The sequence below is a fragment of the Paraburkholderia gardini genome, assembly GCF_907164575.1.
GTDB classification, from domain to species: domain Bacteria; phylum Pseudomonadota; class Gammaproteobacteria; order Burkholderiales; family Burkholderiaceae; genus Paraburkholderia; species Paraburkholderia gardini.
The window spans coordinates 192,669-216,770 of record NZ_CAJQYY010000003.1 but is presented as its reverse complement, the minus strand read 5'-3'; the positions used below and the strand labels follow the sequence as shown (position 1 = coordinate 216,770).

24 protein-coding genes are annotated in these 24,102 nt (G+C 64.8%); 8 read left to right on the top strand and 16 right to left on the bottom strand.

Annotation, left to right across the window (positions count from 1 at the left end; translation table 11 throughout):
* The first annotated feature begins 47 nt into the window (after positions 1-47).
* A complete protein-coding gene (locus LPA34_RS03910) occupies positions 48-707 on the top strand; it encodes a histidine phosphatase family protein (protein WP_228975138.1) in 660 nt (219 codons plus the stop codon).
* Positions 708-792: 85 nt separating this feature from the next.
* On the opposite strand, the gene LPA34_RS03905 is transcribed toward LPA34_RS03910, so the two are convergent.
* From LPA34_RS03905 to LPA34_RS03865, 9 genes are all read right to left on the bottom strand, one after another.
* Entirely contained in the window at positions 793-1,725 is a 933-nt protein-coding gene (locus LPA34_RS03905; RefSeq protein WP_228975136.1) for an oxygenase MpaB family protein, read from the bottom strand.
* 45 nt (positions 1,726-1,770) lie between these two features.
* On the bottom strand, positions 1,771-2,838 hold the full coding sequence (ruvB, locus tag LPA34_RS03900; protein WP_228975134.1) for a Holliday junction branch migration DNA helicase RuvB: 1,068 nt from the start codon (positions 2,836-2,838) through the stop codon (positions 1,771-1,773).
* Positions 2,839-2,958: 120 nt separating this feature from the next.
* On the bottom strand, positions 2,959-3,540 hold the full coding sequence (ruvA, locus tag LPA34_RS03895; protein ID WP_228975132.1) for a Holliday junction branch migration protein RuvA: 582 nt from the start codon (positions 3,538-3,540) through the stop codon (positions 2,959-2,961).
* 151 nt (positions 3,541-3,691) lie between these two features.
* Positions 3,692-4,234 carry a crossover junction endodeoxyribonuclease RuvC gene (ruvC, locus tag LPA34_RS03890; protein ID WP_228975128.1) on the bottom strand — a complete coding sequence of 181 codons (543 nt, stop codon included), beginning with the start codon at positions 4,232-4,234 and terminating at the stop codon, positions 3,692-3,694.
* Positions 4,235-4,490: 256 nt separating this feature from the next.
* Positions 4,491-6,056, bottom strand: coding sequence for a bifunctional phosphoribosylaminoimidazolecarboxamide formyltransferase/IMP cyclohydrolase (gene purH, locus LPA34_RS03885; protein ID WP_228975124.1), 1,566 nt, complete (start codon positions 6,054-6,056; stop codon positions 4,491-4,493).
* Between the two features lie 54 nt (positions 6,057-6,110).
* The gene (locus LPA34_RS03880; protein WP_090532649.1) at positions 6,111-6,344 is read right to left on the bottom strand and encodes a Fis family transcriptional regulator; all 234 of its coding nucleotides are present in this window, start codon (positions 6,342-6,344) and stop codon (positions 6,111-6,113) included.
* Positions 6,341-7,396 (bottom strand): tRNA dihydrouridine synthase DusB, encoded by a 1,056-nt coding sequence (gene dusB / locus LPA34_RS03875; protein ID WP_228975123.1) that lies wholly within the window; start codon positions 7,394-7,396, stop codon positions 6,341-6,343. The genes LPA34_RS03880 and dusB overlap by 4 nt, the downstream gene beginning before the upstream one ends.
* A gap of 196 nt (positions 7,397-7,592) precedes the next feature.
* Positions 7,593-8,798: a UbiH/UbiF/VisC/COQ6 family ubiquinone biosynthesis hydroxylase gene (locus tag LPA34_RS03870; protein ID WP_228975122.1), complete on the bottom strand. Its 1,206-nt coding sequence runs from the start codon at positions 8,796-8,798 to the stop codon at positions 7,593-7,595.
* Entirely contained in the window at positions 8,799-10,223 is a 1,425-nt protein-coding gene (locus tag LPA34_RS03865) for an aminopeptidase P N-terminal domain-containing protein (RefSeq protein WP_228975320.1), read from the bottom strand.
* A 206-nt stretch (positions 10,224-10,429) separates the two neighbouring features.
* Here LPA34_RS03865 and LPA34_RS03860 point away from each other — a divergent pair, with 206 nt between their 5' ends.
* Positions 10,430-11,041 carry a glutathione S-transferase C-terminal domain-containing protein gene (locus tag LPA34_RS03860; protein ID WP_228975116.1) on the top strand — a complete coding sequence of 204 codons (612 nt, stop codon included), beginning with the start codon at positions 10,430-10,432 and terminating at the stop codon, positions 11,039-11,041.
* 21 nt (positions 11,042-11,062) lie between these two features.
* Here the strand turns inward: LPA34_RS03860 and LPA34_RS03855 are convergent, their stop codons facing one another.
* Together LPA34_RS03855 and LPA34_RS03850 are read right to left on the bottom strand one after the other, a co-directional pair.
* Positions 11,063-12,460: a sensor histidine kinase gene (locus tag LPA34_RS03855; RefSeq protein ID WP_228975115.1), complete on the bottom strand. Its 1,398-nt coding sequence runs from the start codon at positions 12,458-12,460 to the stop codon at positions 11,063-11,065.
* Positions 12,450-13,127 carry a response regulator gene (locus tag LPA34_RS03850; protein WP_228975319.1) on the bottom strand — a complete coding sequence of 226 codons (678 nt, stop codon included), beginning with the start codon at positions 13,125-13,127 and terminating at the stop codon, positions 12,450-12,452. Before LPA34_RS03850 ends, LPA34_RS03855 begins: the two co-directional genes overlap by 11 nt.
* 234 nt (positions 13,128-13,361) lie before the next feature.
* Here LPA34_RS03850 and LPA34_RS03845 point away from each other — a divergent pair, with 234 nt between their 5' ends.
* From LPA34_RS03845 to LPA34_RS03835, 3 genes are all read left to right on the top strand, one after another.
* Positions 13,362-14,384 carry an ABC transporter substrate-binding protein gene (locus LPA34_RS03845; RefSeq protein WP_228975113.1) on the top strand — a complete coding sequence of 341 codons (1,023 nt, stop codon included), beginning with the start codon at positions 13,362-13,364 and terminating at the stop codon, positions 14,382-14,384.
* 102 nt (positions 14,385-14,486) lie between these two features.
* Positions 14,487-15,281: an ABC transporter ATP-binding protein gene (locus tag LPA34_RS03840; protein ID WP_228975111.1), complete on the top strand. Its 795-nt coding sequence runs from the start codon at positions 14,487-14,489 to the stop codon at positions 15,279-15,281.
* 16 nt (positions 15,282-15,297) lie between these two features.
* Positions 15,298-16,161 carry an ABC transporter permease gene (locus LPA34_RS03835; protein ID WP_228975109.1) on the top strand — a complete coding sequence of 288 codons (864 nt, stop codon included), beginning with the start codon at positions 15,298-15,300 and terminating at the stop codon, positions 16,159-16,161.
* 104 nt (positions 16,162-16,265) lie between these two features.
* Here LPA34_RS03835 and LPA34_RS03830 read toward each other — a convergent pair whose 3' ends face one another.
* The 3 genes from LPA34_RS03830 to LPA34_RS03820 all read right to left on the bottom strand — a co-directional run bounded on the left by LPA34_RS03830 (position 16,266) and on the right by LPA34_RS03820 (position 19,636).
* Positions 16,266-17,900, bottom strand: coding sequence for an FMN-binding glutamate synthase family protein (locus LPA34_RS03830; protein ID WP_228975107.1), 1,635 nt, complete (start codon positions 17,898-17,900; stop codon positions 16,266-16,268).
* A gap of 67 nt (positions 17,901-17,967) precedes the next feature.
* The gene (gene mnmA, locus LPA34_RS03825) at positions 17,968-19,128 is read right to left on the bottom strand and encodes a tRNA 2-thiouridine(34) synthase MnmA (protein WP_228975105.1); all 1,161 of its coding nucleotides are present in this window, start codon (positions 19,126-19,128) and stop codon (positions 17,968-17,970) included.
* A 10-nt stretch (positions 19,129-19,138) separates the two neighbouring features.
* Positions 19,139-19,636 carry an NUDIX hydrolase gene (locus LPA34_RS03820; protein WP_228975103.1) on the bottom strand — a complete coding sequence of 166 codons (498 nt, stop codon included), beginning with the start codon at positions 19,634-19,636 and terminating at the stop codon, positions 19,139-19,141.
* 228 nt (positions 19,637-19,864) lie between these two features.
* Here LPA34_RS03820 and LPA34_RS03815 point away from each other — a divergent pair, with 228 nt between their 5' ends.
* The 3 genes from LPA34_RS03815 to LPA34_RS03805 are packed head-to-tail and all read left to right on the top strand — an operon-like array spanning position 19,865 to position 22,800.
* Positions 19,865-21,007 (top strand): Re/Si-specific NAD(P)(+) transhydrogenase subunit alpha, encoded by a 1,143-nt coding sequence (locus LPA34_RS03815; protein WP_228975101.1) that lies wholly within the window; start codon positions 19,865-19,867, stop codon positions 21,005-21,007.
* Between the two features lie 12 nt (positions 21,008-21,019).
* Positions 21,020-21,346: an NAD(P) transhydrogenase subunit alpha part 2 gene (locus LPA34_RS03810; protein ID WP_228975099.1), complete on the top strand. Its 327-nt coding sequence runs from the start codon at positions 21,020-21,022 to the stop codon at positions 21,344-21,346.
* The gene (locus LPA34_RS03805; protein WP_228975097.1) at positions 21,346-22,800 is read left to right on the top strand and encodes an NAD(P)(+) transhydrogenase (Re/Si-specific) subunit beta; all 1,455 of its coding nucleotides are present in this window, start codon (positions 21,346-21,348) and stop codon (positions 22,798-22,800) included. The genes LPA34_RS03810 and LPA34_RS03805 overlap by 1 nt, the downstream gene beginning before the upstream one ends.
* 55 nt (positions 22,801-22,855) lie before the next feature.
* Here LPA34_RS03805 and LPA34_RS03800 read toward each other — a convergent pair whose 3' ends face one another.
* Together LPA34_RS03800 and LPA34_RS03795 are read right to left on the bottom strand one after the other, a co-directional pair.
* On the bottom strand, positions 22,856-23,602 hold the full coding sequence (locus LPA34_RS03800) for a helix-turn-helix transcriptional regulator (protein WP_228975094.1): 747 nt from the start codon (positions 23,600-23,602) through the stop codon (positions 22,856-22,858).
* Positions 23,603-23,663: 61 nt separating this feature from the next.
* Positions 23,664-24,047 (bottom strand): VOC family protein, encoded by a 384-nt coding sequence (locus LPA34_RS03795; RefSeq protein WP_228975092.1) that lies wholly within the window; start codon positions 24,045-24,047, stop codon positions 23,664-23,666.
* Between the last annotated feature and the right edge of the window lie 55 nt (positions 24,048-24,102).

The window sequence follows — 24,102 nt, the reverse complement described above, 5'->3', positions numbered from 1 at the left end:
CTTTTTGCGACAATGGCCCTTCCGCATCCGACCGAGGCGCATATCCGATGACCACGCAGGTTCTCTTCATCCGGCACGGCGAGACCGACTGGAACCGCATCAAGCGCATCCAGGGGCACACCGACATTCCGCTTGCAACGCGCGGTATCGAACAGGCGCGGAAGCTGGCGGAGCGGCTTGCACGCGAGGCGGAGCAGGGCGCGCTGCTGGACGCGATCTATTCGAGCGATCTGATGCGAGCGCAACAAACTGCGCAGCCCGTCGCGGATGCGCTCGGCATGCGGATCGAACTGCGTGACGGCTTGCGCGAGCGCTCGTTTGGCGCGTTTCAGGGACACGACAGCGATGAGATCGCCGTGCGTTTTCCGGACGAATACGCGCACTGGCAAACCCGCGATCCCGGCTTCACGCCGCCGGCTGGCGAATCGATGCGCATGTTTTATCACCGCGTCGTGCACGCGATCGAACCGCTTGTCGCGGCGCACCCGGACGGCCGGATCGCGTGCGTGGCGCACGGCGGCGTGCTCGACTGCGTGTACCGGTTTGCGAACACCCTGCCGCTGGATGCACCGCGTAACTATGCGCTACTCAACACGAGCGTGAACGTCGTGAATTTCGACGGCGGTGTCGCGACGGTCGTATCGTGGGCCGACGTCGAACATCTCGGCGGACGTAGCGATGACGACGGCTTCCGAAAGGTGCTGTAGCGCGCGTTCGGGTGCGAGGTGCCGCACTGGACTTGCGCTCACCGCCTGCCGACGCGTAACGACGCGCTCCTGCTCTTGATCAGGTTTATCCGTGCGGCGTCGCCACGCGCCGGCGTGCACGCTTCGATACGCCATTCACCAGTGCCCAGCGCATCACCGGCGCGACCAGTTTCACGCCCGGTTGCACCAGCGCGCGTCGCACGCCGGCGAACGTGTCGAACCCGAGCATGGCCTTCGCCCATGGCGGCAACAGGTCGACGCCCGCGTTGAGTATCAGGGCTCCTGCCGGCCGCATCATCGCGCCCGGCGGCCGCGCGTTCATCAGGATTCTTACGACCTCACGGGTACGCGAACTGGCCTCCAGTTCGGGCTGCATCGCGATCAGGTACGCGTCGATTTCAGCCCGCGAACGGGGAACGCCCGCAGCACCAAGCATTTTGGCGATGCGCGCCGTCTCGGCAAGATACTGGTCCTGCGCCTCGCCCGGCAACGCCGGGTTCACGTAGTACAGGTGAGCGGTGAGGAAGCTCGATACTTCCGCGACATGCACCCACGTCAACAGCGCGGGATCGCTTGCGCGATACGGGCGGCCATCCGGCGCGGTGCCGGTCACGCCGAGATGGATCCGCTTCACGCGCTCGATCAGTGCGAGCGCATCACGTTGATTGCCATAAGTCGTGCCGGCGATAAACGTCGCGGTGCGGCGCAGGCGGCCGAGAATGTCGGTGCGAAACGACGAGTGGTCCCATACGCCGGCCAGCGCCAGTGGATGCAGCGCCTGCAGCAACAACGCGCTAATGCCGCCCGCCATCATCGACGTGAAGTCGGCGTGGACTTTCCAGCAGATGGCATCAGGGCCAAACAGCCCTGGATCTCCGGGCGGTGACGAATAATCGAGCGACGGGCCGCTGCCGCTTGTCAGATGGGTGACGCCGGCAGCGAGCCTGGTGCGGACACGTTTTGCCACCAGCGCGGCGAAACTGGCGCGATCGTTCGGCTGGCTGGCTTGATCTGACATCGGCGGAATACTCCTGCCCGGGACACCGTTCGCGCGCCCTGAGGATCAGGACGCGCCGCCCGCATCCCAAAGATCGCGCACCGGGTTCGACGATTCCGGCGCGGACAGGCCGAAGTGCCGGTACGTCAGCAACGTCGCCACGCGGCCGCGCGGCGTGCGTTGCAGGAAGCCCTGCTGGATCAGGTACGGTTCGAGCACGTCTTCGATCGTATCGCGCTCTTCGCCGATCGCGGCAGCCAGGTTGTCGACGCCCACCGGGCCGCCGTCGAACTTGTGCAGGATCGCTTCGAGCAGCTTGCGGTCCATCAGATCGAAGCCGACCGGATCGACATCGAGCATGGCAAGCGCCGCGTCGGCGACTTTCGCGGTGATGTTGCCGTCCGCCTTCACTTCCGCGAAATCGCGCACGCGACGCAGCAAACGGTTCGCGATCCGCGGCGTGCCGCGTGCGCGTTTGGCGATTTCGAACGCGCCATCCGGATGAATCTGCGCACCCAGCAGCGATGCAGACCGGCCGACAATGCGCGCAAGCTCTTCAGCGGTGTAGAACTCCAGCCGCGCGACGATACCGAAACGGTCGCGCAACGGATTCGTCAGCATGCCGGCACGCGTTGTGGCGCCAACCAGCGTGAACGGCTGGAGATCGAGCTTCACGCTACGCGCGGCCGGACCTTCGCCGATCATGATGTCGATCTGGTAATCCTCCAGCGCCGGATACAGGATTTCCTCGACGACCGGCGAGAGCCGGTGGATTTCGTCGATGAAAAGCACATCGTTCGCTTCGAGATTGGTCAGCAGCGCCGCGAGGTCGCCTGCGCGTTCGAGCACGGGCCCGGACGTTTGCCGCAGATTGACCCCCATTTCGCGCGCGATGATGTGCGCGAGCGTGGTCTTGCCGAGACCCGGCGGCCCGAACAGCAGCACGTGGTCGAGCGATTCGGAGCGGCGCCTGGCCGCCTCAATAAAGATCTCGAGCTGGCCGCGCACCTTTTCCTGTCCGACGTACTCGTCGAGCTGGCGCGGGCGCAACGCGCGCTCGAACGCCTCTTCGTTCGGCGACGTAGGCGTGGCGGCGATGACGCGTTCGGCGGCGAGTTTGTCGATTTCGATCATGCGGACATTGTACCGCGCGATGCCCGCCGCGAAAGCTGGCCGAACGGCCAGGGTGCGCAGCGCGAGGCGACGTGCGAAGCTTTAACCGTCGTCGCGCTGCACGTGTGTCCGCAACCCGCGTCAGCCCTTCGACAATGCTTTCAGCGCAAGCTTGATGCCGTCGGAAACGCTGGCGCCGGCCGGCACGTTCTTGATGGCCGCCAATCCTTCTTTTTCGGAGTAACCCAATGCGAGCAGTGCGTTCAGGATATCGCTGGCGTGACCGGATGCCGAGGCCGCGCCCGCCATCGCACCCAGATCGGCGCCCAGCTTGCCTTTTAGTTCCAGCAGCAGGCGTTCGGCCGTTTTCTTGCCGATGCCAGGAACGCGTGTGAGGCGCGCGGCGTCCTGCAACGTGACGGTCTGGCCGAGTTCGTGAACGCTCATGCCGGAGAGCACCGCGAGCGCCATCCGTGCGCCGATGCCGCTGATCTTCAGCAGCTCGCGGAACGTCGTGCGTTCCTGGGCGGTGCCGAAGCCGTACAGCAGCTGCGCGTCTTCCCGCACAATCATCTGCGTGAGAAGAACCACACGCTCGCCGGTTGCCGGCAGGTTATAGAACGTGCTCATCGGTACGTCGACTTCGTAGCCGACGCCGTTGCAGTCGACGAGCAGATGCGGCGGATTCTTTTCCAGCAGGACGCCGGCAATGCGACCGATCATGGTGAGTTCGATGGTGAAGTAAAGCGCGAGTGTAGCGCAGCGTGTCGGGTGGCAGGATGGCTACGGTGAAGGCCCGGGTGAAACGGTGCGAATGTGGATCGATCGCGGCGCGCCTGCGCTGTCGGTGAACGCACAGAGCGGTGGCTTCGCTTCAACCGACGAGCCGTCCACGCCGCACGCGTAGCCCCTTCTTCGCCAGCGAAGGCGCGAGGCCGCCGAGCGTGCTCAGCGTGCTGCCGCCGTGCGCGTGGCAGATCGCCATGCCGAGCGCATCGGCGGCGTCGGTGCCCGGCACGCCGGAGAGGTTCAGCAGGCGGGCGACCATCTGCTGCATCTGCTCCTTGGTGGCGCGTCCGTAGCCGACTATCGCCTGCTTCAGTTGCAGCGCGGTGTATTCGGAGACCGGCACGCCGCCCGCCACGAGCCCGCAGATAGCCGCGCCACGCGCCTGGCCCAGCAGCAGCGTCGATTGCGGGTTGACGTTGACGAACACTTTTTCGATCGCGGACTGATCGGGAGTGTGCTGACGGATGAGCGTCGAGATACCGTCGAAGATCGTGCCGAGCCGCGATGGCAGATCGGCATCGGCCGTCTTGATGACGCCGCTCGCGACGTAGGTCAGCTGATGACCGGTCTGGTCGATCACGCCAAAGCCGGTGACGCGCAAACCAGGGTCGATGCCGAGAATTCTCATGAGGTGCGATGCGGAATAAGTGCCTGCGATACTACAACGAACGGGCGGCACAGCGGGCAGTGGCGTGGGCGGCGTGGCAATAAATGTCGCGAGGGTGGACATGTGAAAGTGCAGGGTGCCGGCGAAGGCGGCATCGCGTGTGGTCAAAAGAAAACGGCCCGACAGGAAAACTGTCGAGCCGTTCCGGGTCAGGCCGTCATGTCCGGAGCATCCGCCGCATCCGGCAGTTCCGTTGATTCCGGCAAATCAGCCTGAATCAATGACGGAAGTGACGCACGCCCGTCAGCACCATCGCGATGTTGTGTTCGTCTGCGGCGGCGACCACTTCGTCGTCGCGCATCGAGCCGCCCGGCTGGATCACGCATGTCGCGCCCGCGGCGACGACCACGTCGAGGCCATCGCGGAACGGGAAGAACGCATCGGACGCCACGGCCGAGCCGGTCAGTGTCAGTCCGGCGTTCTGCGCCTTGATGCTCGCGATGCGCGCCGAATCCACGCGGCTCATCTGGCCCGCGCCGACACCAAGCGTCATGCCGTTGCCGCAGAATACGATCGCGTTCGACTTCACGTACTTCGCGACGCGCCATGCGAAGAGCAGGTCGTCCATTTCCTTCGGCGTCGGGTGGCGCTTCGTGACGACGCGCAGTTCGTGCGGCTGCACGTTGCGCGAATCGAGCGATTGCACGAGCAGACCGCCGCCCACGCGCTTCAGGTCGAACGCGTTGTGACCGTCGCCGAGGGCGATTTCGAGCAGGCGCACGTTCTGCTTTGCCGCGAATACCTGGCGTGCGGCCGCGCTGAACGCCGGCGCGATCAGCACTTCGACGAACTGCTTCGCCACGGCCTGCGCCGTCGCTTCGTCGACTTCGCGGTTAAACGCGATGATGCCGCCGAACGCGGAGGTCGGATCCGTCTGGAACGCCTTCGCGTACGCTTCGTTCGCGTCCGCGCCGATCGCCACGCCGCAAGGGTTCGCGTGCTTGATGATCACGCATGCCGGCACGTCGAACGTCTTCACGCATTCCCACGCCGCGTCGCTGTCCGCGATGTTGTTGTAGGACAGCTCCTTGCCCTGCAGCTGGTTGTAGTTCGCGAGTGCGCCTGCCGGCACCGCGAGGTCGCGGTAGAACGCAGCGCTCTGGTGCGGGTTCTCGCCGTAGCGCAGATCCTGGACCTTGTCGAACGCGAGGTTGAACGTGGCCGGATACGTGTTGCGCGACGAATGCTGCAGCGCTTCGGTCAGGCTCGTCAGGTAGTTTGTGATCGCGCCGTCGTACTGCGCGGTGTGCGCGAACACCTTGGTGGCCAGACGAAAGTTCGTCTTGTAGCCGACCGAATTCGCGTTGGCGCGCATTTCGTCGAGCACCACCGCGTAATCCGCCGGATCGACCACGACCGTCACGTCGCGATGGTTCTTGGCGGCCGAGCGCAGCATTGTCGGGCCGCCGATGTCGATGTTTTCGATCGCGTCTTCCAGCGAGCACTCGGCCTTCGACACGGTCTGCACGAACGGGTACAGGTTCACGACGAGCAGGTCGATTGTCGGGATGTCGTGTTTCTCAAGCGCTGCCATGTGTTCCGGCAGGTCGCGGCGCGCGAGAATGCCGCCGTGAACCTTCGGATGCAGCGTTTTCACGCGGCCGTCGAGCATTTCAGGAAAGCCGGTGTAATCGGCAACTTCGGTCACCGGGAGACCCGCGTCCGCGAGCAGTTTCGCGGTGCCGCCGGTCGACAGGATCCTGATGCCGAGGTCCGACAGCGATCTGGCGAAATCGACGATGCCGGTCTTGTCGGAAACGGAGATGAGCGCTTGCTTGATCATGATGAGAAAGCCGGGGAGAGACGTGACGGGGCGCGTGAAGTTATGACAAACCCGCTACAGCAAACCGTGCTGTTGCAGCTTCTTGCGCAGCGTATTGCGGTTGATGCCGAGATACTCGGCGGCCAGCGACTGGTTGCCGCCCGCCTGCTCGAGCACCACCTCGAGCATCGGTTTTTCTACGCACGACACGACCATGTCGTAAATATCGTGCGGGTTCGAGCCGTCGAGATCCTGGAAGTACATGTCCAGGCTGTCGCGGACGCATCGTTCGATGTTGTGTCTGCTCATGCTGCCAGTCGGTCGTTATTGTCCGGCTCGCCGACGGTGTCCTCGACGTAGATCAGGCGGTCGGAAACCGCCTTCTGCGCGTCGAAAAATTCGTTGACGGCGAGCAGTTGTTCGCGCGTGGTGTCCAGCGTATTCATACGGTGCCGGAACACATTGGCGCCAGAAAGGCCGCGAGTGTACCAGCCGATATGCTTGCGTGCAGTGCGCACCCCGGTGAATTCGCCATAGAACGCGTAGTGATCTTCCAGGTGTTCGTTCATCACCTGCTGGATCTCGTCGATACGCGGGGGCGGCAGCAGTTCGCCCGTCTGCAGGAAATGTTCGATCTCACGGAAGAGCCACGGGCGACCCTGTGCCGCGCGGCCGATCATGATGGCATCGGCACCTGTGATGGCCAGCACGTCGCGCGCCTTTTGCGGCGTGGCGATGTCGCCGTTCGCCACCACCGGAATACGCACCGCGCCTTTCACGGCGGCGATGGTCTCGTATTCGGCGTCGCCGTGATACAGGTCGGCGCGCGTGCGGCCGTGTACCGTCAGCATCGAGATGCCCGCGTTTTCGGCGAGCCGCGCGATGTTGAGCGCATTCCGGTTGTCGCGGTTCCAGCCCGTGCGGATTTTCAGCGTGACCGGCACCGCATCGGGGCCGGTGCCCACCGCGCCCACGACGGCCTCGACGATCTGCTGCACCAGCGGTTCGTTTTGCAGCAGCGCGGAGCCGGCGGCGACGTTGCACACCTTCTTGGCCGGACAGCCCATGTTGATGTCGATGATCTGCGCGCCGTTCGCCACGTTGTAGCGCGCCGCTTCGGCCATCATCGCCGGATCGGCGCCGGCGATCTGCACGGCGATCGGCTCGACTTCGCCCGCGTGGTTCGCGCGGCGCAGGGTTTTCTCGCTTTTCCACAACTGCGCGTTCGACGCCACCATCTCCGAGACGGCATAGCCCGCGCCCAGCCGTTTGCACAGCTGGCGAAACGGCCGGTCCGTCACGCCGGCCATCGGGGCGACGAACAGGTTATTGCGCAGATTGTGCGAGCCGAGAATGGGCATGACCGAAGCGTTCCCGCGCGATCGGGGCCGATCCGCGCGATGACGAAGTACGTAGGAAAACGGCTATTTTACCGTTAACGGGTTCCTGACAGACGACTTGCCTCAGACGTAAGCCATTAAATCTTTTATGAAAGCGCCTTCGCCATCGACCGGTGCCGCGCCCGCGGCCCACCGGGCGCGCGGGCCGCGCCGGCACTCAGCGGCGCTGGCCGAACATCATTTGCCGCGCGAGGGCGGTCTTGACCGGCGGCAGGAATTCAAGCGCGGTGAGCGCGAGCCCGCGTAGCGTGGCGAGCGGCGGGAAGTCGACGGTGAAGAGGCGCGCGAGCGTGTCGGTGGCGCCGATCGTCAGACGTCGGTCCAGCGCGCGGCGCGCCGCGAACGCGGCCAGCGCCAGCGGCGTGGCGCCGTGCTGCGCGAGCGCGTCGACAAGCGCGTGTGCATCGCGCAAGCCCAGATTCAGGCCTTGTCCTGCGACCGGATGCAGTGTCTGCGCGGCGTTGCCGATTGCGACGACGCGGCCCTTGACGAGCGTATCGACGGCATTCAGGCCGAGCGGGAACGACGCGCGGCCCTTGATCTGCGTGAAGGCGCCCATGCGGTCGCCAAACGCCGCGCCGAGCGCCTGCAGGAGTGCGGCGTCGTCGAGTTGCGCGAGGCGGGCGGCTTCATCCGGCGAGCAGCACCAGACGAGCGCGTAATCCGCGCCGCGCACGCCGCCCATCGGCAGCAACGCAATCGGGCCGCCCGGGGTGAAGCGTTCCCACGCGACGTGCGGCTGCGGCGCCGACACCGTGACTGTGCCGACCAGCGCTGTTTGCCCGTAGTCGCGCGAGGTGCCGTTACCGCTTTTCTGCTCGTGATAGAGGCCGCCTTCCGCGTTGACGAGAATCCGCGTGCGCACCGTGTGTTTCACGTGCGCGCTTTCCAGCGGCAACGTGACGCCGTCGTGCTCCTGCGTGGACGGCAGCGCGGACGTGGAACGCAGCCAGTGCACGGGCGTTTCGCGCACGGTGTCAGCGAGCGCATGCACGATCGAGCCATAGCGCAGCACATAGCCGAGCGCGGGCAGGTCATGCTCAGTGTGATCGATGACCGCGCGACCGAAGTGACCGCGCTGCGACACGTGAATCCGCTGGATCGCCGTGGCGTCGCCGGGCCAGCGCAGCGGCTCGAGGATCATCCGGCTGCCTTGCGACACCGCGATCGCGCGCGGGTCGGACACGGCATCGCCGGGCTCGCGTGCGTCGATCAGCGCGACGGAAAGCGCGCGTGTCGCGCTGCGCCGCGAGAGCCAGCCCGCCAGCGCGAGGCCGACCGGGCCCGCGCCCACGATGGTGATGTCGAAATCGAACGGCGATTCCGTTGCCGGTTGCGTCGACGGTTGCGCTACTTCATTCATTTAGTGCCGCTTCCTTGCGTTCCTGTCCTCGGCCGCGCCGACCTGCGCGGCCTGCATCAGCGCCTCGATCTCGTCCGCCTTGACCGGCACGTCGCGTGTCAGCAGTTCACAGCCCGTTTCGGTGACGACCGCGTCGTCTTCAATGCGGATGCCGATGTTCCAGTAGCGCTCGGGCACCGCGTCCGACGCGCGGATGTAGAGACCCGGTTCGATCGTCAGCGTCATCGACGGCTGCAGGATGCGCCACGGCAGCGCGCCGGTTTCGTCCGGCGGTGCGCCGCGTTCCCGGTAGTCGCCGCAATCGTGCACGTCCATGCCGATCCAGTGACCGGTGCGGTGCATGTAGAACGGCGCGTAGGCGCGCCCGGCGATGACTTCGTCGACGCTGGCAAAGAGCCCGCGGTCGAGGATGCCCGTATCCAGCAGGCCTTGCGACAGCACGCGCAAGGCCGCCTGGTGCGGCGCGTCGAACGTCGCGCCTGGGCGTGTGGCGTCGATTGCCGCCTGCTGTGCGGCGAGCACGATGTCGTACAGCTCGCGCTGAGCCGGCGTGAATTTTCCGCTGGCGGGAAACGTGCGTGTGATGTCGGACGCATAGCCGTCGAGTTCGCACGCGGCATCGATCAGGATCAGGTCGTTTTCCTGCGCGATCGCGTTGCCGGCGGGGTAGTGCAGCACGCACGCGTTCGCGCCTGCCGCGACGATCGAGCCATACGCCGGCGCCTGCGCACCGTGCTTGCGGAACGTGTAGAGCAGCTCCGCTTCGAGTTCGTACTCGCGCACGCCAGGCCGGCAGGCGGCCATCGCCCGGCGGTGGGCTTCGGCCGAAATCTGGCCGGCACGACGCATGATCGCGAGCTCGTGCGCATCCTTGAAGAGACGCATTTCGTCGAGCACGGGCAGCAGGTCGTGAATCGCCGCGGGCGCGCTCACGCCGCTGCGGCCCTGGGCGCGCACGGCTTCGAGCCAGCCGCGCACCTGGCCGTCGAGCGTCGCCGAAGCGCCGAGCGCGTAATGCAGCGCGGGCTTGTTCGCGATCACACGCGGCAGTTGCGCGTCGATTTCGTCGAAGGCGAAAGCCGCATCGAACCCAAACGCCTCGCGTGCGCCTTCGGGCCCGAAGCGAAAGCCCTCCCATGTTTCGCGCTCGACGTTCTTCGCGCGACAGAAGAGGATCGACGCGGGTGCATCCGGCCCGGCGCTCGCGTCCAGCACGAGCAGCGCTTCGGGCTCCGTGAAACCTGTCAGATAATAGAAATAGCTGTCGTGCCGGTACGGATAGTCGGCGTCACGGTTGCGTAGCGCCTCGGGCGCCGTGGGCACGATGGCGACGCCCCCGCCGTTCGCGCGCAGCGTGGCGAGCACGCGTTCGCGGCGCTTGCGGTAGACGTCGACGGCAATCTGGGGTTCGGTCAGCAGGTTCATCGTGCGATTGTAGCGCCCAATGCCCGGGGAGGCCGGCACGCGGGCACTGCGTTAGCCATCCGGCCAGCTCGCCTCCGGCGCGCCGGAGGCGCAATGTTGCAATCCGTCCACAGCGCTGTGCGGCGCGCATCACAAGACGCCGGGCGGCGCCGGGATCGACGCAAACCGACGTTATACTTCCGCCGGATTCCAAACAGGGCAGTGTCATGAAACTCATTGGTTCGTTCGGCAGTCCGTTTGTCCGCAAGGCGCGGATCGTGCTCGCCGAAAAGAAGATCGACTATCAGCTGGTGCTCGAGAACGTCTGGGTGCCGGAAACCACGATTCACACCTTCAACCCGCTCGGCAAGGTGCCGTGTCTCGTGATGGACGACGGCGAAGCGGTCTTCGATTCGCGCGTGATCTGCGAGTACGTCGATACGCTGTCGCCGGTCGGCAAGCTGATTCCGCAGTCGGGTCGCGAGCGGATCGAGGTGCGTTGCTGGGAGGCGCTGGCGGACGGCATGCTCGACGCCGTCGTGCTGATCCGTCTCGAAAGCACGCAGCGCGCGCAAGAGCATCGCAGCGAAGCCTGGATTGCGCGGCAGCGGCACAAGATCGACGACGGTCTGGCGGCGATGTCGCGCGGGCTCGGCAGCAAGACCTGGTGTACCGGCAATCACTACACGCTCGCGGACATCGCGGTGGGCTGTGCGCTCGGCTATCTGGATTTCCGCATGCCCGAGCTGAACTGGCGCGACACGTACCCCGATCTCGACCGGCACTTCCAGAAGCTGTCGCTGCGCCAGTCGTTCATCGATACCGTGCCGTCGAACTGAGCCCGCACGCGGCGTCCGGGGTCATGCCCCGGGTGGCGCCGGGCTGTGCGCGGCGGCCAGCGTCACGGTCGCGGTCACGCCGCGGCCACCCGCGCCGGGTTCGAGCGTGATCTCGCCGCGGTGCGCCTGCACGATCTCGCGGACAATCGCAAGGCCAAGGCCGGTGCCTTCGGTATCGGCCGAGGCACGGTAGAACGGCTCGAACACCCGGCTGCGCGCTTCGGGTGCAATGCCAGGTCCGTCGTCCGATACCATCAGCGTGACCGTCGCGCCTTCGGTGCGCACGGCCACCGTCACATGGCCGCCTGCCTGCGTATAGCGGATCGCGTTTTCAGCGAGGTTCGCGACCAGCGCCGCCAGCAATCCCGGATGGCCGGTCACCGGCGCCGGTCCATCGAGTTCGGCCCCCAGGTCGATTTCCCGCGCCTGCGCAAGGAGCGCCAGGTCTTCGGCCACGTCTTTCGCAATCGCGGCCAGGTCGGCGGGTTCGCTCGCGAGCCGCGTGTAGTCGGCCGCCTCGGCCTGCGCGAGCAGTAGCAGCTTGTTGGTGAGGCCTACCATCGAGCGGTTGCTCCGGTGCATCGCCGCGAGCGCTTCGGCGAGCCCGGGCTCGATGCCGCCGTGCTGGCGCGCGAACTGCAGCTGGGTTCCAAGCAACGTGAGCGGGGTGCGCAGCTGATGCGCGGCATCCGCGATGAAGCGCCGTTGCGCGGCCACCTGCACGCCGAGGCGCGCGATGCATTGATTGATGGCGTCGACGATCGGCCGCAGTTCCGTATGGAGCCGTTCGACGCGAATCGGCGCGAGCTGCATCGGATCGCGGTCGGTGACGTCGTCCTTCACCTTCATCAGCGGCCGCAGCTCGAACGTGAGGCCGATGCACACGAGCGCCACCGCCAGCACGATCATCTCGATCTGCCGCACGAGTTGCGGTTGCCACAGTTGCTGCGCCATCGCGTCGCGCGAGCGCACGGTCTTGCCGACCGACACCAGCACGCGCCGCGTCGCGCCGTTGTCGTACATTTGCCGGACGAAAGCGACGGCGCGCACGGCGTCGCCGTCACGGCTGGCGTCGTAGAACGTCGGATTTCCCGACGCAACCGGCGACGGGTTGCCCGGAAAATCAGGCGTACCGGCGAGCAGCTGGCCGTCTTCGACGGTCACGCGATAGAACACCTGATCGTGATACGGCGAGACGAACACTTCGAGCGCCGCCGGCGGCACGTCGACGCGCAGAAAGCCATCGACCCATTCCACTTCACCCGCGATCATCCGCGCCGACGACACCAGCTGGTTGTCCTGCACCAGATCGGCCGTGTGCCGCGCGTTGTCGAACTCCGCCTTGCCGGTGACGAACACGTACAGCGCGAGCGGCACGAGCAGCCACCACAGCAGGCGCATGCGCAGGCTATTGGTCATCTTCTTTCTTGCGCAGCAGGTAGCCGAGCCCGCGCAGCGTGACGATCGCCGCCGAACTGCCGTCGAGCTTCTTGCGCAGCCGCGAGATATAGATCTCGACGGCGTCCTCGCTCGGCTCGTCGGAGAGCGTGAAGATCGCATCGACCAGCGCCGGTTTGGACACTGTCTTGCCGAGCCGCAGGATCAGCGTTTCGAGCACCGTGCGCTCGCGCGGCGTCACGTTGAGCGGCGCGCCCCGCAGCGTGAACTGGCGCGTGTCGATATCGAATGTGAGGTCGCCGCAGATCACTTCGGTTGCTTTCGAGGGCGTTTGCCGACGGATCAGCACCTTGATCCGCGCGACCAGTTCGCGTACTTCGAATGGCTTGACGAGGTAGTCGTCGGCGCCGGCGCCGAGCAGTTCCACTTTCTCGTCGATCGACCCGCTCGCGGTCAGGATCACCACGGGCGTCACGTCGCCGCGCTGGCGCAGGCGGCGCAGCACATTCTTGCCCGACAGCTTCGGCAGGTTCAGGTCGAGCAGCACGACGTCGTAGTGATTCGTGCGCAGGAGCTGGTCGGCGGCGTCGCCGTCCTGAACGGCGTCGAGCGCGAACGACTCCTGCTCGAGCATCTTCGCGAGCCAGTGCGCGAGCGTCGGATTGTCTTCGATGAGCAGCAGCTTCATGGTGAGTACGGCTGAAATCAGGCCGTCGATTGTGCCGTAAAACACGCGCCTTGCGTGTCACCCGCCGCATTTGCAGCGTTTTGCGGGGCGTTTTCGGGGGGTCGTGGGGTTAACACCCATGATTTGCTATTCATACCGAAAGCTGGCAGAAGGATTCCGCTTTCTATAATCCGCCACATTCATCCAGAAAACGCCGCACCTCAAAGCGGCGACCCGACCTCAGGAGACTGCTTCATGCGTACCTTGCGCCAGATTGCCGCCGTGTCCGGTGTTGCGTTTGCCCTCGCCGCTGTTTCGGCTTCGGCCCATGCCGAGAAACTTACGATCATGGTCGGCGGTGCCGCCAAGATCATCTATCTGCCGGCGAGACTGACCGAAGAGCTCGGCTACTTCAAGGACGAAGGCCTCGATGTCGAGGTCCTCTCGCAACCGGCGGGCGTCGACGCCGAAAACGAGCTGCTCGCGGGTGCGGTGCAAGGTGTGGTCGGCTTTTACGATCACACGATCGACCTGCAGAGCAAGGGCAAGGAAGTCGAGGCGCTGGTGATCTTCGGCCAGGTGCCGGGCGAAGTCGAAATGGTGTCGACCAAAGCCGCCGGCACGCTGAAGAGCATGGCGGACGCGAAGGGCAAGACGCTCGGCGTGACGGGCCTCGGTTCCTCGACGAGCTTCCTCACGCAATACCTGGCACAGCGCGCCGGCGTGCCGTCGACGCAATACACGCTGCTGCCGGTGGGTGCCGGCAACAGCTTTATCGCGGCGATCCAGCAAAACCGCATCGACGCCGGCATGACGACGGAGCCGACCGTCTCGCAGTTGCTGAAGACCGGCGACGCGAAGGTGCTGGTCGACATGCGCACGCTCGAAGGCACGAGGGCCGCACTGGGCGGCACGTACCCGGCATCGAGCTTCTACGTGCAGCGCGCGTGGGCCGAGTCGCACAAGGACGAAGCGGCGAAGCTGTCGCATGCGTTCGCGAAGACGCTGAACTTCATCGCGACGCATAGCGCCGAGGAAATCGCCGCGAAGATGCCGAAGGATTACTACGGCAACAACAAGGATATGTACGTGAGCGCGCTGAAGGCGTCGCTGCCGATGTTCACGAAGGACGGCAAGATGCCGGCCGACGGTCCGGAGACGGTGCTGAAAGTGTTGTCGGCGTTCAACCCTTCGGTGAAGGGCAAGCATATCGATCTCGCGAAGACGTACACGAACGATTTCGTTTCGTCGGCGCCGGTCAAGACGGTATCGAAGTAATCCGTTCACAGGACGGACAGGCGTGAACGGGCGTGCCCGGCGGCGCGCCTGTCCTTCCCGCAACAACCAGGCAACAGTCAGGCAACAACGAGGCACCAGCTGATGAATCAACCATTGTCACGCGGCACGCCGGCCATCGAGCTGCGCAACGTATCGTGCCGTTTCATTTCGCCGGACGGCAAGGCGACGGTCGCATTGCGCGATTTCAGCATGTCGGTGGCGCGCGGCGAGTTCGTCGCCATCGTCGGTCCGACCGGCTGCGGCAAGTCGACCACGCTCAGCATGATCACCGGCCTTCTGAAGCCGACGACCGGCGAAGTGCGCGTGATGGGCGCACCGGTCGACGGCATCGATCCGCGCATCGGTTTCGTGTTTCAGGCGGACGCCGTGTTCCCGTGGCGCTCGGTGCTCGACAACGTGGCGGCGGGTCCGCTGTATCGCGGCCGTTCGAAATCGGCCGCGCATGACGAAGCGAACGAATGGCTGCGCCGCGTCGGTCTCGAGAAATTCGGCAAGCACTATCCGCATCAACTGTCGGGCGGAATGAGAAAGCGCGTCGCGCTCGCGCAGACCTTCATCAACAAGCCGGAAATCCTGCTGATGGACGAGCCGTTCTCCGCGCTCGACATGCAGACCCGCACGCTGATGCAGGACGAACTGCTGCAACTGTGGTCGGGCACGGGCTCGGTCGTGTTCGTCACGCACGATCTCGAGGAAGCCATCGCGCTCGCCGATCGCGTGTTCGTGCTGACCGCGCGTCCGGCCACGCTGAAGAAAGTGTATGAGATCGACCTGCCGCGTCCGCGCGTCACGTCGGAGGTTCGCTACGACCCGCGCTTCATCGAGATCTCGCGCGATATCTGGCATGACCTGCGCGAAGAAGTGCAGATCGGTTAATCAAGGAACGGGAAACATGTCTACTACCCCTCAACAGATGATGCCCGCGGGCCTCGACCCGGCTTCGCTCGCGCAGGTCGAGCGCGTCGCGCAGAAGCGCATCCGCCAGCGTCAGGCACTGGTCATTTCGCTGCGCGTGCTGATTCTGGTCGTCGTGCTCGGCGGCTGGGAACTGTTCGCGCGACTCAAATGGATCGATCCGTTCTTCTTTTCGATGCCGTCGGCGATTTTCGACCAGATCGTCGACTGGTTCGTGAACGGCACGTCGCAGGGCCCGCTTCTGACGCAGGTCTGGGTGACGCTCGAAGAGACGATCATCGGTTTTCTCATCGGCGGGGCGGGCGGCATCGTCTGCGGCATCGTGCTCGGGCGCAACAAGCTGCTCTCCGACGTGTTCAGCCTCTATATCAAGATCGCCAACTCGATTCCGCGCGTGGTGCTCGGCTCGGTGTTCGTGATTGCGCTCGGTCTCGGCATGGCGTCGAAGGTGGCGCTCGCGGTGGTGATGGTGTTCTTCGTCGTGTTCGCCAATGCGTTCCAGGGCGTGCGTGAAGCCGATCGCTACATGATCGCGAATGCGCAGATTCTGGGTGCGTCGCGCCGTCAGGTGACGACGTCGGTGGTGATTCCCTCGGCGCTCAGCTGGATTCTCGCCAGCCTGCACGTGAGCTTCGGCTTCGCGCTGGTCGGTGCGGTGGTCGGCGAATTCCTCGGTTCGAAGCAGGGTATCGGTCTGCTGATCTCGACCGCGCAGGGCGCGTTCAACGCGAGCGGCGTGTTCGCGGCGATGATCGTGCTGGCGGTGGTCGCGCTCGCGGCGGATTATCTGCTGACGGCGGTCGAACATCGTCTGCTGAAATGGCGGCCGACGCCGACGTGATTTTTCGCGGATCTCGCGTGTAGCCACAGGCAGGCTGCAGGCTGTGCGGCACAGAAAGCGCGTGTCCCGGGTTTCGGGCGCGCGCTTTCTTTTTTGCTTCCGCTCTACGCGGTCTGCGGTTGCGCTGGCTGCTTCACAGGCGGCACGCGCTTCGGCGAGAACGAATCGCTACGCGCGACCGGCCACCACTTTTCATACAGCGAGTACCGGTAGTTGCCGTCGACCAGATCGTTCGGCTCGAGATACTTGAGCAGATCCGACATCAACCGCACTTCATGCGACGACACGCGCCGCACGATGTGATGCGCGCGCAGATCGGCAGGATGTTCGAGGCCGGCGGCCTGGATGATTTCCTGCAACGCATGCAGCGTGTTGTGATGAAAGTTGAACACGCGGTCCGATTTGTCCGGCACCACGAGCGCGCGCTGGCGAACCGGGTCCTGGGTCGCGACGCCGGTCGGGCAGCGGCCCGTGTGGCATGTCTGCGCCTGAATGCAGCCGACCGCGAACATGAAGCCGCGCGCCGCATTGACCCAGTCCGCGCCGATCGCGAGTGTCTTCGCGATATCGAACGCGGTGATCATCTTGCCGCTCGCGCCCACACGGACCCTGTCGCGCAGGCCGATGCCGGTGAGCGTGTTGTGCACGAGCAGCAGTCCTTCCTGCAGCGGCACGCCGACGTGATCGGTGAACTCCAGCGGCGCCGCGCCCGTGCCGCCTTCCGCGCCGTCGACGACGATGAAGTCCGGCACGATGCCCGTCTCCAGCATCGCTTTCGCGATGCCGAAAAATTCCCACGGATGTCCGATGCACAGCTTGAAGCCGGTCGGCTTGCCGCCTGACAGCGTGCGCAGCCGCTCGACGAACTCGAGCAGCCCGCGCGGCGTCGAGAATTCGGAATGTGTGGCGGGCGACACGCAGTCGCGGCCCATCGGCACGCCGCGCGTCTCCGCGATTTCCGGCGTGATCTTCGCCGCCGGCAGCACGCCGCCGTGCCCGGGCTTCGCGCCTTGCGACAGCTTGATTTCGATCATCTTCACCTGCGGCTCGTTCGCCTGCTTCGCGAATTTTTCCGCGCTGAACGTGCCGTCGTCGTTGCGGCATCCGAAGTAGCCCGAGGCGATTTCCCAGATGATGTCGCCACCGTGTTCGCGGTGATATTTCGACATCGAGCCTTCGCCGGTGTCGTGCGCGAAGTTGCCTTTCCTCGCGCCGAGATTGAGCGCCATGATCGCGTTCGCCGACAGCGAGCCGAAGCTCATCGCCGACACGTTGAAGATCGACATCGAATAAGGCTGCGCGCGCTCCGCTCCGACGACGATGCGAAAGTCATGGCTGTCGAGCTTTGTCGGCGCGAGCGAGTGGCTGATCCATTCGTGCGCGACCGCTTTCACATCGAGCTCGGTGCCGTACGGCCGGCTGTCGACATCGTTTTTCGCGCGCTGGTAGACGATGCTGCGCTGGGCGCGCGAGAACGGACGCTCGTCGGTATCGCCTTCGACGAAATACTGGCGGATCTCCGGGCGGATGAATTCGAACAGAAAACGGAAGTGGCCCCAGAGCGGGTAATTGCGCAGGATCGCGTGGCGTTCCTGCGTCAGATCGAAAATGCCGAGCGCGACCAGCGCCAGCGGCACGACGATCCAGAACCACGAGAGGTGATGCAGCGCGGCGAGCGCTGCGCAGGCGGCCAGCAGTACGATCGCGCACCACATCGCCACATAACGTCGAGAGAACATGAAAGCTCCATTGCAGTGAATATCGCCGCAGCCCGCGCGGTGCCGGCAACGCCAGTCCGCTGATGCGCTAGCGCGCCGCAGCCTGCCGTGCGCCCAGCAACGCAGCGGTTTGCGGCGCACGCGTGGCCGGCTGCGCCGTCGCGGCATGTTCGATGATGCCGCCGCCAAGACACACGTCGCCATCGTAGAGCACCGCCGATTGCCCTGGTGTGACAGCCCACTGCGCGTCGTCGAAGTGCAGGCCGAAATGGCCTTCGACGAGCTCCGCGGTGCTGAATGTGCAGGCCGCGTCCGCCTGGCGATAGCGCGTTTTGGCCGCGCACGCGAAGTCTTCCGGCGGCGCGTCGCCCGCCACCCAGCTCGTGTTTCCCGCGCTCAGCGTATGGCTCAGCAACCACGGGTGGTCGTGCCCCTGCGCGACATACAGCGTATTCGACGGGATGTCCTTGCCCGCGGCGAACCACGGCTCGCCGCTGCCGTCCTTGCTGCCGCCCAGACCGATGCCCTTGCGCTGGCCGTACGTATAGAACGCAAGACCGATGTGTTCGCCGACGACCTTGCCATCCGTCGTCTTCATCGGACCGGGCTTCGTCGGCAGATAGCGGTTCAGGAAGTCGCGAAACGGCCGCTCGCCGATAAAGCAGATACCGGTCGAGTCTTTCTTCTTCGCGTTCGGCAGACCGATCTGTTCGGCGATCTCGCGTACTTTCGTCTTCGGAATTTCGCCGAGCGGGAAGAGCGTTTTCGACAGCTGCGCCTGGTTCAGGCGATGCAGGAAGTACGACTGGTCCTTCGTGTGGTCGAACGCTTTCAGCAGTTCGAAACGGCCTTCGCGTTCGCGCACGCGGGCGTAGTGACCCGTCGCGATGGTTGTTGCGCCGAGCGACATCGCATGATCGAGGAAGGCCTTGAACTTGATTTCGGCATTGCACAGCACGTCCGGATTCGGCGTGCGGCCGGCCGAGTATTCGCGCAGGAATTCGGCGAACACGCGATCTTTATATTCGGCGGCGAAGTTGACCGCCTCGACGTCGATGCCGATGAGGTCGGCCACCGAGACGACGTCGATCCAGTCCTGCCGCGTCGAGCAGTACTCGCCGTCGTCGTCGTCTTCCCAGTTCTTCATGAAAAGACCGACAACGTCGTATCCCTGTTCTTTCAGCAGCCACGCGGTCACCGACGAATCGACGCCGCCCGACATGCCTACGACTACTTTCTGCTTGCTCATTGTTTGCCTGCTACTTCCGTGTGCTCACTGACCGGGGCGGCCCGACCGAATGCGTGTGCACGAAGTCGAGCGGAACGCGCCGGCCTGCGAGGTAATCGTCGATACATTGCATGACGAGCGGCGTGCGATGCCGTTCGGGACACGTGCGCAATTCGTCGGCGCTCATCCACAGCGTGCGCACGATATCGGGATCGAGCGCGCGACCCGCCTCGGGTTCGCCGCTGCCGCCGCAATACGTGAAGCGCAGATACGTGATGCCTTCGCGCTCCTGCCGCGCGAAATGCGTCATATAAACGCCGACGAGTGCGTGAGGCGTGAACGGATGCGCGGTTTCCTCGAGTGTTTCGCGGATCACCGCTTCGACAAGCGTTTCGCCCGCCTCCAGATGGCCGGCCGGCTGGTTCAGCCGCAACCCGTCGTCCGTATGTTCCTCGACGACGAGAAAGCGCCCGTCGCGCTCGACGATCGCTGCGACCGTGACGTGTGGAGCCCAGGATTCCGGTTTCATGGGATCGCATTTTACCGTCTATGGCGCAGGGCTGCCGGCAGCGCGCCCACAGACGATCCAGCGACCGGATTGCAGGGATTAACTATTTGGATACCCGGATTGGCCCTAGTTTCTGTCTGTCGGCGGGTTTCGGTTAAAGTGAGGCAGTTAGCCGATGCAATACTCAAAGCCGGCGTGCCTCGTCGGCGCAACTGTACGAAATAACAGGAAGTCGAGGAGGATTCAACGATGCACATCGGAGTGCCAGCCGAAACGCGGCCGTACGAAACCCGCGTTGCCGCGACGCCCGAGACGGTCAAAAAGTACGTTTCCCAAGGTCACAAAGTCACGATCCAAAGCGGCGCCGGCACCGGTGCGAGCTTTACCGATGAAGCCTTTGCGGCCGCCGGAGCGGAACTTGTCGACGCACAGACCGCGTTCGGCGCCGATCTCGTTCTCAAGGTCCAGTCACCCACCGATAGCGAACTGCCGATGCTCAAACGCGGCGCCACGCTCATCGGGATGCTGGACCCATTTAATTCAGAAAACGCATTAAAGCTCGCCACTGCGGGTGTGACTGCATTTGCGCTCGAAGCGGCGCCGCGCACGACGCGCGCGCAAAGTCTCGACGTACTGTCGTCTCAAGCCAACATTGCGGGCTATAAAGCGGTGCTGCTCGGCGCGACGTTGTATCCGCGCTTCATGCCGATGCTGATGACGGCGGCGGGCACCGTGAAGGCGGCGCGCGTGCTGATTCTCGGCGCGGGCGTGGCCGGGTTGCAGGCGATTGCGACTGCGAAACGTCTCGGCGCGGTGATCGAGGCATCCGACGTGCGCCCGGCGGTGAAAGAGCAGATCGAATCGCTCGGCGCTAAATTCCTCGACGTGCCCTACGAAACCGACGAAGAGCGCGACGCCGCGCAGGGCGTCGGCGGTTACGCGCGGCCGATGCCGGCTTCGTGGCTCACACGCCAGGGCGCACTCGTTCACGAACGTGCGAAGCAGGCCGACATCGTCATCAGCACCGCGCTGATTCCGGGCCGTCCGGCACCGACGCTGATCTCCGTCGAAACCGTGCAGGCGATGAAGCCCGGTTCCGTGCTGATCGATCTGGCCGCGGGCCGCGGTCCCGAGTATGAAGGGCAGCGCGGCGGTAACTGTCCGCTGACCGAAGCGGACAAGGTCGTCACGAAGTTCGGCGTGCAGATCGTCGGTTATACGAATCTGGCGTCGATGGTGCCGTCCGACGCGTCGTCGCTTTACGCGCGCAATCTGCTCGACTTCCTCAAGCTGATCGTCACGAAGGAAGGCGCATTGAACATCGATCTTGCGGACGACATCGTCGCGGCCACGCTGCTGGCCCGCGATGGCGCCGTGACACGCAAGGCATAAGGAGTCTCAGCAATGGAAGTCATCAACCATACGGTGATCAATCTGATCATCTTCGTGCTGGCGATTTACGTCGGCTACCACGTCGTCTGGAACGTCACGCCCGCGCTGCACACGCCGCTGATGGCCGTGACCAACGCGATCTCGGCGATCGTGATCGTCGGCGCGATGCTGGCCGCAGGCCTCACGCTGGGCACGACCGGCAAGTTCTTCGGCACGCTCGCCGTTGGCCTTGCGGCAGTGAACGTGTTCGGCGGATTTCTCGTCACCAGACGAATGCTCGAGATGTTCCGCAAGAAAGAGCCGAAGAAGCTCCCCGCAGCCGCGAAGGAGAACGCGTAATGAGCCTGAATGTCGTCACGCTGTTATATCTCGTTGCGTCGGTGTGTTTCATCCAGGCGCTCAAGGGGCTGTCGAATCCGAAGACCGCGCGCACCGGCAATGTGTTCGGCATGGTCGGGATGGCGATCGCGATTCTCACGACCATCGCATTGATCACGAAGCAGGCCGCCGGACTCGGCTCGAACCTCGCACTCGGTCTTGGCCTGCTGTTCGCCGCGTTGATCGTGGGCGGTGCGATCGGTGCGTTCGTCGCCGCGCGCGTCGAGATGACGAAGATGCCCGAACTCGTCGCCGCGATGCACTCGCTGATCGGTCTCGCCGCGGTGTGTATCGCGTACGCGGTGGTGTCGGAGCCGGCCGCGTTCGGGCTGGGCGTCGAGGATGCTCCGTACGCGGGCTTCCTGCCGTACGGCAATCGCGTCGAGCTGTTCATCGGCACGTTCGTGGGGGCGATCACGTTCTCCGGTTCGGTGATCGCGTTCGGCAAGCTGTCGGGCAAGTACAAGTTCCGGCTCTTTCAGGGTGCGCCCGTCGTCTACGCAGGCCAGCATCTGATCAACCTGCTGCTCGCGCTCGGGATGCTCGGCTTCGGCGTGATCTTCTTTCTCACGCAGGCCTGGCTGCCGTTCATCATCATGACGTTGATCGCGTTCGCGCTGGGCGTGCTGATCATCATCCCGATCGGCGGTGCGGACATGCCGGTAGTCGTGTCGATGCTCAACTCGTACTCGGGCTGGGCGGCCGCGGGCATTGGTTTCTCGCTGAACAATCCGATGCTGATCATCGCGGGCTCGCTCGTGGGTTCGTCGGGTGCGATCCTGTCGTACATCATGTGCCGCGCGATGAACCGTTCGTTCTTCAACGTGATCCTGGGCGGCTTCGGCAATGAAGGCGGCGCGGCGGTAGCGGGTGGCTCGGCGGAACAGCGCCCGGTCAAGTCGGGCTCGGCGGAAGACGCTTCGTTCATGATGGGCAACGCGGAAACGATCGTGATCGTGCCGGGTTACGGGCTGGCGGTGGCGCGCGCGCAGCATGCGCTGAAGGAGCTGACCGACAAGCTCGTCGAGAAGGGCATCGTGGTGAAGTACGCGATTCACCCGGTGGCCGGACGGATGCCGGGCCACATGAACGTGCTGCTGGCGGAAGCCGAAGTGCCGTACGACATGGTCTTCGAAATGGACGACATCAACGGCGAGTTCGGCCAGGTCGACGTGGTGCTGGTGCTCGGCGCGAACGACGTCGTGAATCCGGCCGCGAAGAACGATCCGAAGTCGCCGATCGCGGGCATGCCGATCATCGAGGCCTACAAGGCGCGCACGGTCATCGTCAACAAGCGCTCGATGGCGGCGGGTTATGCCGGGCTCGACAACGATCTGTTCTACATGGACAAGACGATGATGGTTTTCGGCGATGCGAAGAAGGTAATCGAGGACATGGTGAAGGCGGTGGAGTGAGGCGTGTGATGTAACGGTTCGTGTCGCGGTTCAGGCAACCGCGATGCGAACCGGTTCACCGTGGCTTTGCTCTCACATGCCGCATGAAGTCCGCCAGTCTGCGGCCTTCCATATCTGGAAACGCTTCGTGCAACGCGACGTCCCGCATGCGCTCGACGTCGAAGTTGCGAAACCCCTCACGCAGTTCGCACCACGCGCCGATCGTCCAGCGCGCCCCCCAGTAGACGAGCCCGAGCGGCCACACGCGCCGCTCTGTCGCGGCTTTGTTCCGGTCGACGTAGGCGAAGCTCACCACACGATGATCGTCGATCGCCCGATGCAGCGCGTCGACCTTCTCCGGGAATTCCCCCTTGACGTGAAACGACGGTGCGAAGAACGGCGCGCGTTCAAGCGTCGCGCGCTTGTCCGCGGGCATCGCGGAGGCGATTTTTGCAAGCGCTCCGCGCGCGCCCGAAGCGAAACTCGCGCCGCCCCACGTTTCGAGCATGCGCGCGCCGGCGGCGAGCGCGGCGAGTTCCTCTGCGGTGAAGGTGAGTGGCGGCAGGCTGGCCGTGCGGGCTAGCCGGTAACCGATGCCGGGCTCGCCTTCGATCGGCACGCCTGAGAGCTGCAGATCGCGCACGTCGCGATACACCGTGCGCGGCGAGATCTTCAGCCATTCGGCAAGCTGCTGCGCGGTGGTAAGCCGGCGGCCACGCAGCAGTTCGGCGATCTGGAAAAGGCGGTCGGCGCGACGCGTCATCGGGGATGTCCTGCGTGGAGGTAACAGGGCGGAAACGCCCCCGCGATGATAGCGCCGCATGACGTGCTCCGCTTATCCGCGGACGGAGCGCGCTGTGCGGTCCGCCCGGCTTCACGATCGCCTAGCCGTTGTGCTGCGAATGCAGGCCGATGCGGTTGCCTTCGGTATCGGTGATGAAGGCGATGTAGCCGATGTCGTCCGGCAACTGGATGGCAGGGCCTTCCACCTTGCCGCCGGCCTTCTCGACGCGCGCGAGCACGGCGTTCACGTTGGGCGTGGCGTTGAGATACACCATCGTGCCGGCCGCCGACGGCTTCAGCGACGTGCCGCCGACCACGCAACCGCCGGTCGCCTGTTCGCCATAGGTGAAGATGGCGATCGGCTGGCCGAAGTCTGCGCGGCGCATCGGGTTACCGAGGACGGTCTCATAGAAACGCACCGCGCGATCGAAGTCGGTGGACGGAATTTCAAACCAGGCGATAACGCGGGAATCAGCTGCTGACATGACACGCTCCTTGGTGGTCGCCGCTCCGGGCCAGATGCCGGATGACGAGACTGGA

What these genes read in the sequence shown, in the direction of transcription:
- LPA34_RS03910 (WP_228975138.1), top strand. Translation starts at nt 48, where the DNA reads ATGACCACGCAGGTTCTCTTCATCCGGCACGGCGAGACCGACTGGAAC.
- LPA34_RS03905 (WP_228975136.1), bottom strand. Translation starts at nt 1,725, where the DNA reads ATGTCAGATCAAGCCAGCCAGCCGAACGATCGCGCCAGTTTCGCCGCG.
- ruvB (WP_228975134.1), bottom strand. Translation starts at nt 2,838, where the DNA reads ATGATCGAAATCGACAAACTCGCCGCCGAACGCGTCATCGCCGCCACG.
- ruvA (WP_228975132.1), bottom strand. Translation starts at nt 3,540, where the DNA reads ATGATCGGTCGCATTGCCGGCGTCCTGCTGGAAAAGAATCCGCCGCAT.
- ruvC (WP_228975128.1), bottom strand. Translation starts at nt 4,234, where the DNA reads ATGAGAATTCTCGGCATCGACCCTGGTTTGCGCGTCACCGGCTTTGGC.
- purH (WP_228975124.1), bottom strand. Translation starts at nt 6,056, where the DNA reads ATGATCAAGCAAGCGCTCATCTCCGTTTCCGACAAGACCGGCATCGTC.
- LPA34_RS03880 (WP_090532649.1), bottom strand. Translation starts at nt 6,344, where the DNA reads ATGAGCAGACACAACATCGAACGATGCGTCCGCGACAGCCTGGACATG.
- dusB (WP_228975123.1), bottom strand. Translation starts at nt 7,396, where the DNA reads ATGCCCATTCTCGGCTCGCACAATCTGCGCAATAACCTGTTCGTCGCC.
- LPA34_RS03870 (WP_228975122.1), bottom strand. Translation starts at nt 8,798, where the DNA reads ATGAATGAAGTAGCGCAACCGTCGACGCAACCGGCAACGGAATCGCCG.
- LPA34_RS03865 (WP_228975320.1), bottom strand. Translation starts at nt 10,223, where the DNA reads ATGAACCTGCTGACCGAACCCCAGATTGCCGTCGACGTCTACCGCAAG.
- LPA34_RS03860 (WP_228975116.1), top strand. Translation starts at nt 10,430, where the DNA reads ATGAAACTCATTGGTTCGTTCGGCAGTCCGTTTGTCCGCAAGGCGCGG.
- LPA34_RS03855 (WP_228975115.1), bottom strand. Translation starts at nt 12,460, where the DNA reads ATGACCAATAGCCTGCGCATGCGCCTGCTGTGGTGGCTGCTCGTGCCG.
- LPA34_RS03850 (WP_228975319.1), bottom strand. Translation starts at nt 13,127, where the DNA reads ATGAAGCTGCTGCTCATCGAAGACAATCCGACGCTCGCGCACTGGCTC.
- LPA34_RS03845 (WP_228975113.1), top strand. Translation starts at nt 13,362, where the DNA reads ATGCGTACCTTGCGCCAGATTGCCGCCGTGTCCGGTGTTGCGTTTGCC.
- LPA34_RS03840 (WP_228975111.1), top strand. Translation starts at nt 14,487, where the DNA reads ATGAATCAACCATTGTCACGCGGCACGCCGGCCATCGAGCTGCGCAAC.
- LPA34_RS03835 (WP_228975109.1), top strand. Translation starts at nt 15,298, where the DNA reads ATGTCTACTACCCCTCAACAGATGATGCCCGCGGGCCTCGACCCGGCT.
- LPA34_RS03830 (WP_228975107.1), bottom strand. Translation starts at nt 17,900, where the DNA reads ATGTTCTCTCGACGTTATGTGGCGATGTGGTGCGCGATCGTACTGCTG.
- mnmA (WP_228975105.1), bottom strand. Translation starts at nt 19,128, where the DNA reads ATGAGCAAGCAGAAAGTAGTCGTAGGCATGTCGGGCGGCGTCGATTCG.
- LPA34_RS03820 (WP_228975103.1), bottom strand. Translation starts at nt 19,636, where the DNA reads ATGAAACCGGAATCCTGGGCTCCACACGTCACGGTCGCAGCGATCGTC.
- LPA34_RS03815 (WP_228975101.1), top strand. Translation starts at nt 19,865, where the DNA reads ATGCACATCGGAGTGCCAGCCGAAACGCGGCCGTACGAAACCCGCGTT.
- LPA34_RS03810 (WP_228975099.1), top strand. Translation starts at nt 21,020, where the DNA reads ATGGAAGTCATCAACCATACGGTGATCAATCTGATCATCTTCGTGCTG.
- LPA34_RS03805 (WP_228975097.1), top strand. Translation starts at nt 21,346, where the DNA reads ATGAGCCTGAATGTCGTCACGCTGTTATATCTCGTTGCGTCGGTGTGT.
- LPA34_RS03800 (WP_228975094.1), bottom strand. Translation starts at nt 23,602, where the DNA reads ATGCGGCGCTATCATCGCGGGGGCGTTTCCGCCCTGTTACCTCCACGC.
- LPA34_RS03795 (WP_228975092.1), bottom strand. Translation starts at nt 24,047, where the DNA reads ATGTCAGCAGCTGATTCCCGCGTTATCGCCTGGTTTGAAATTCCGTCC.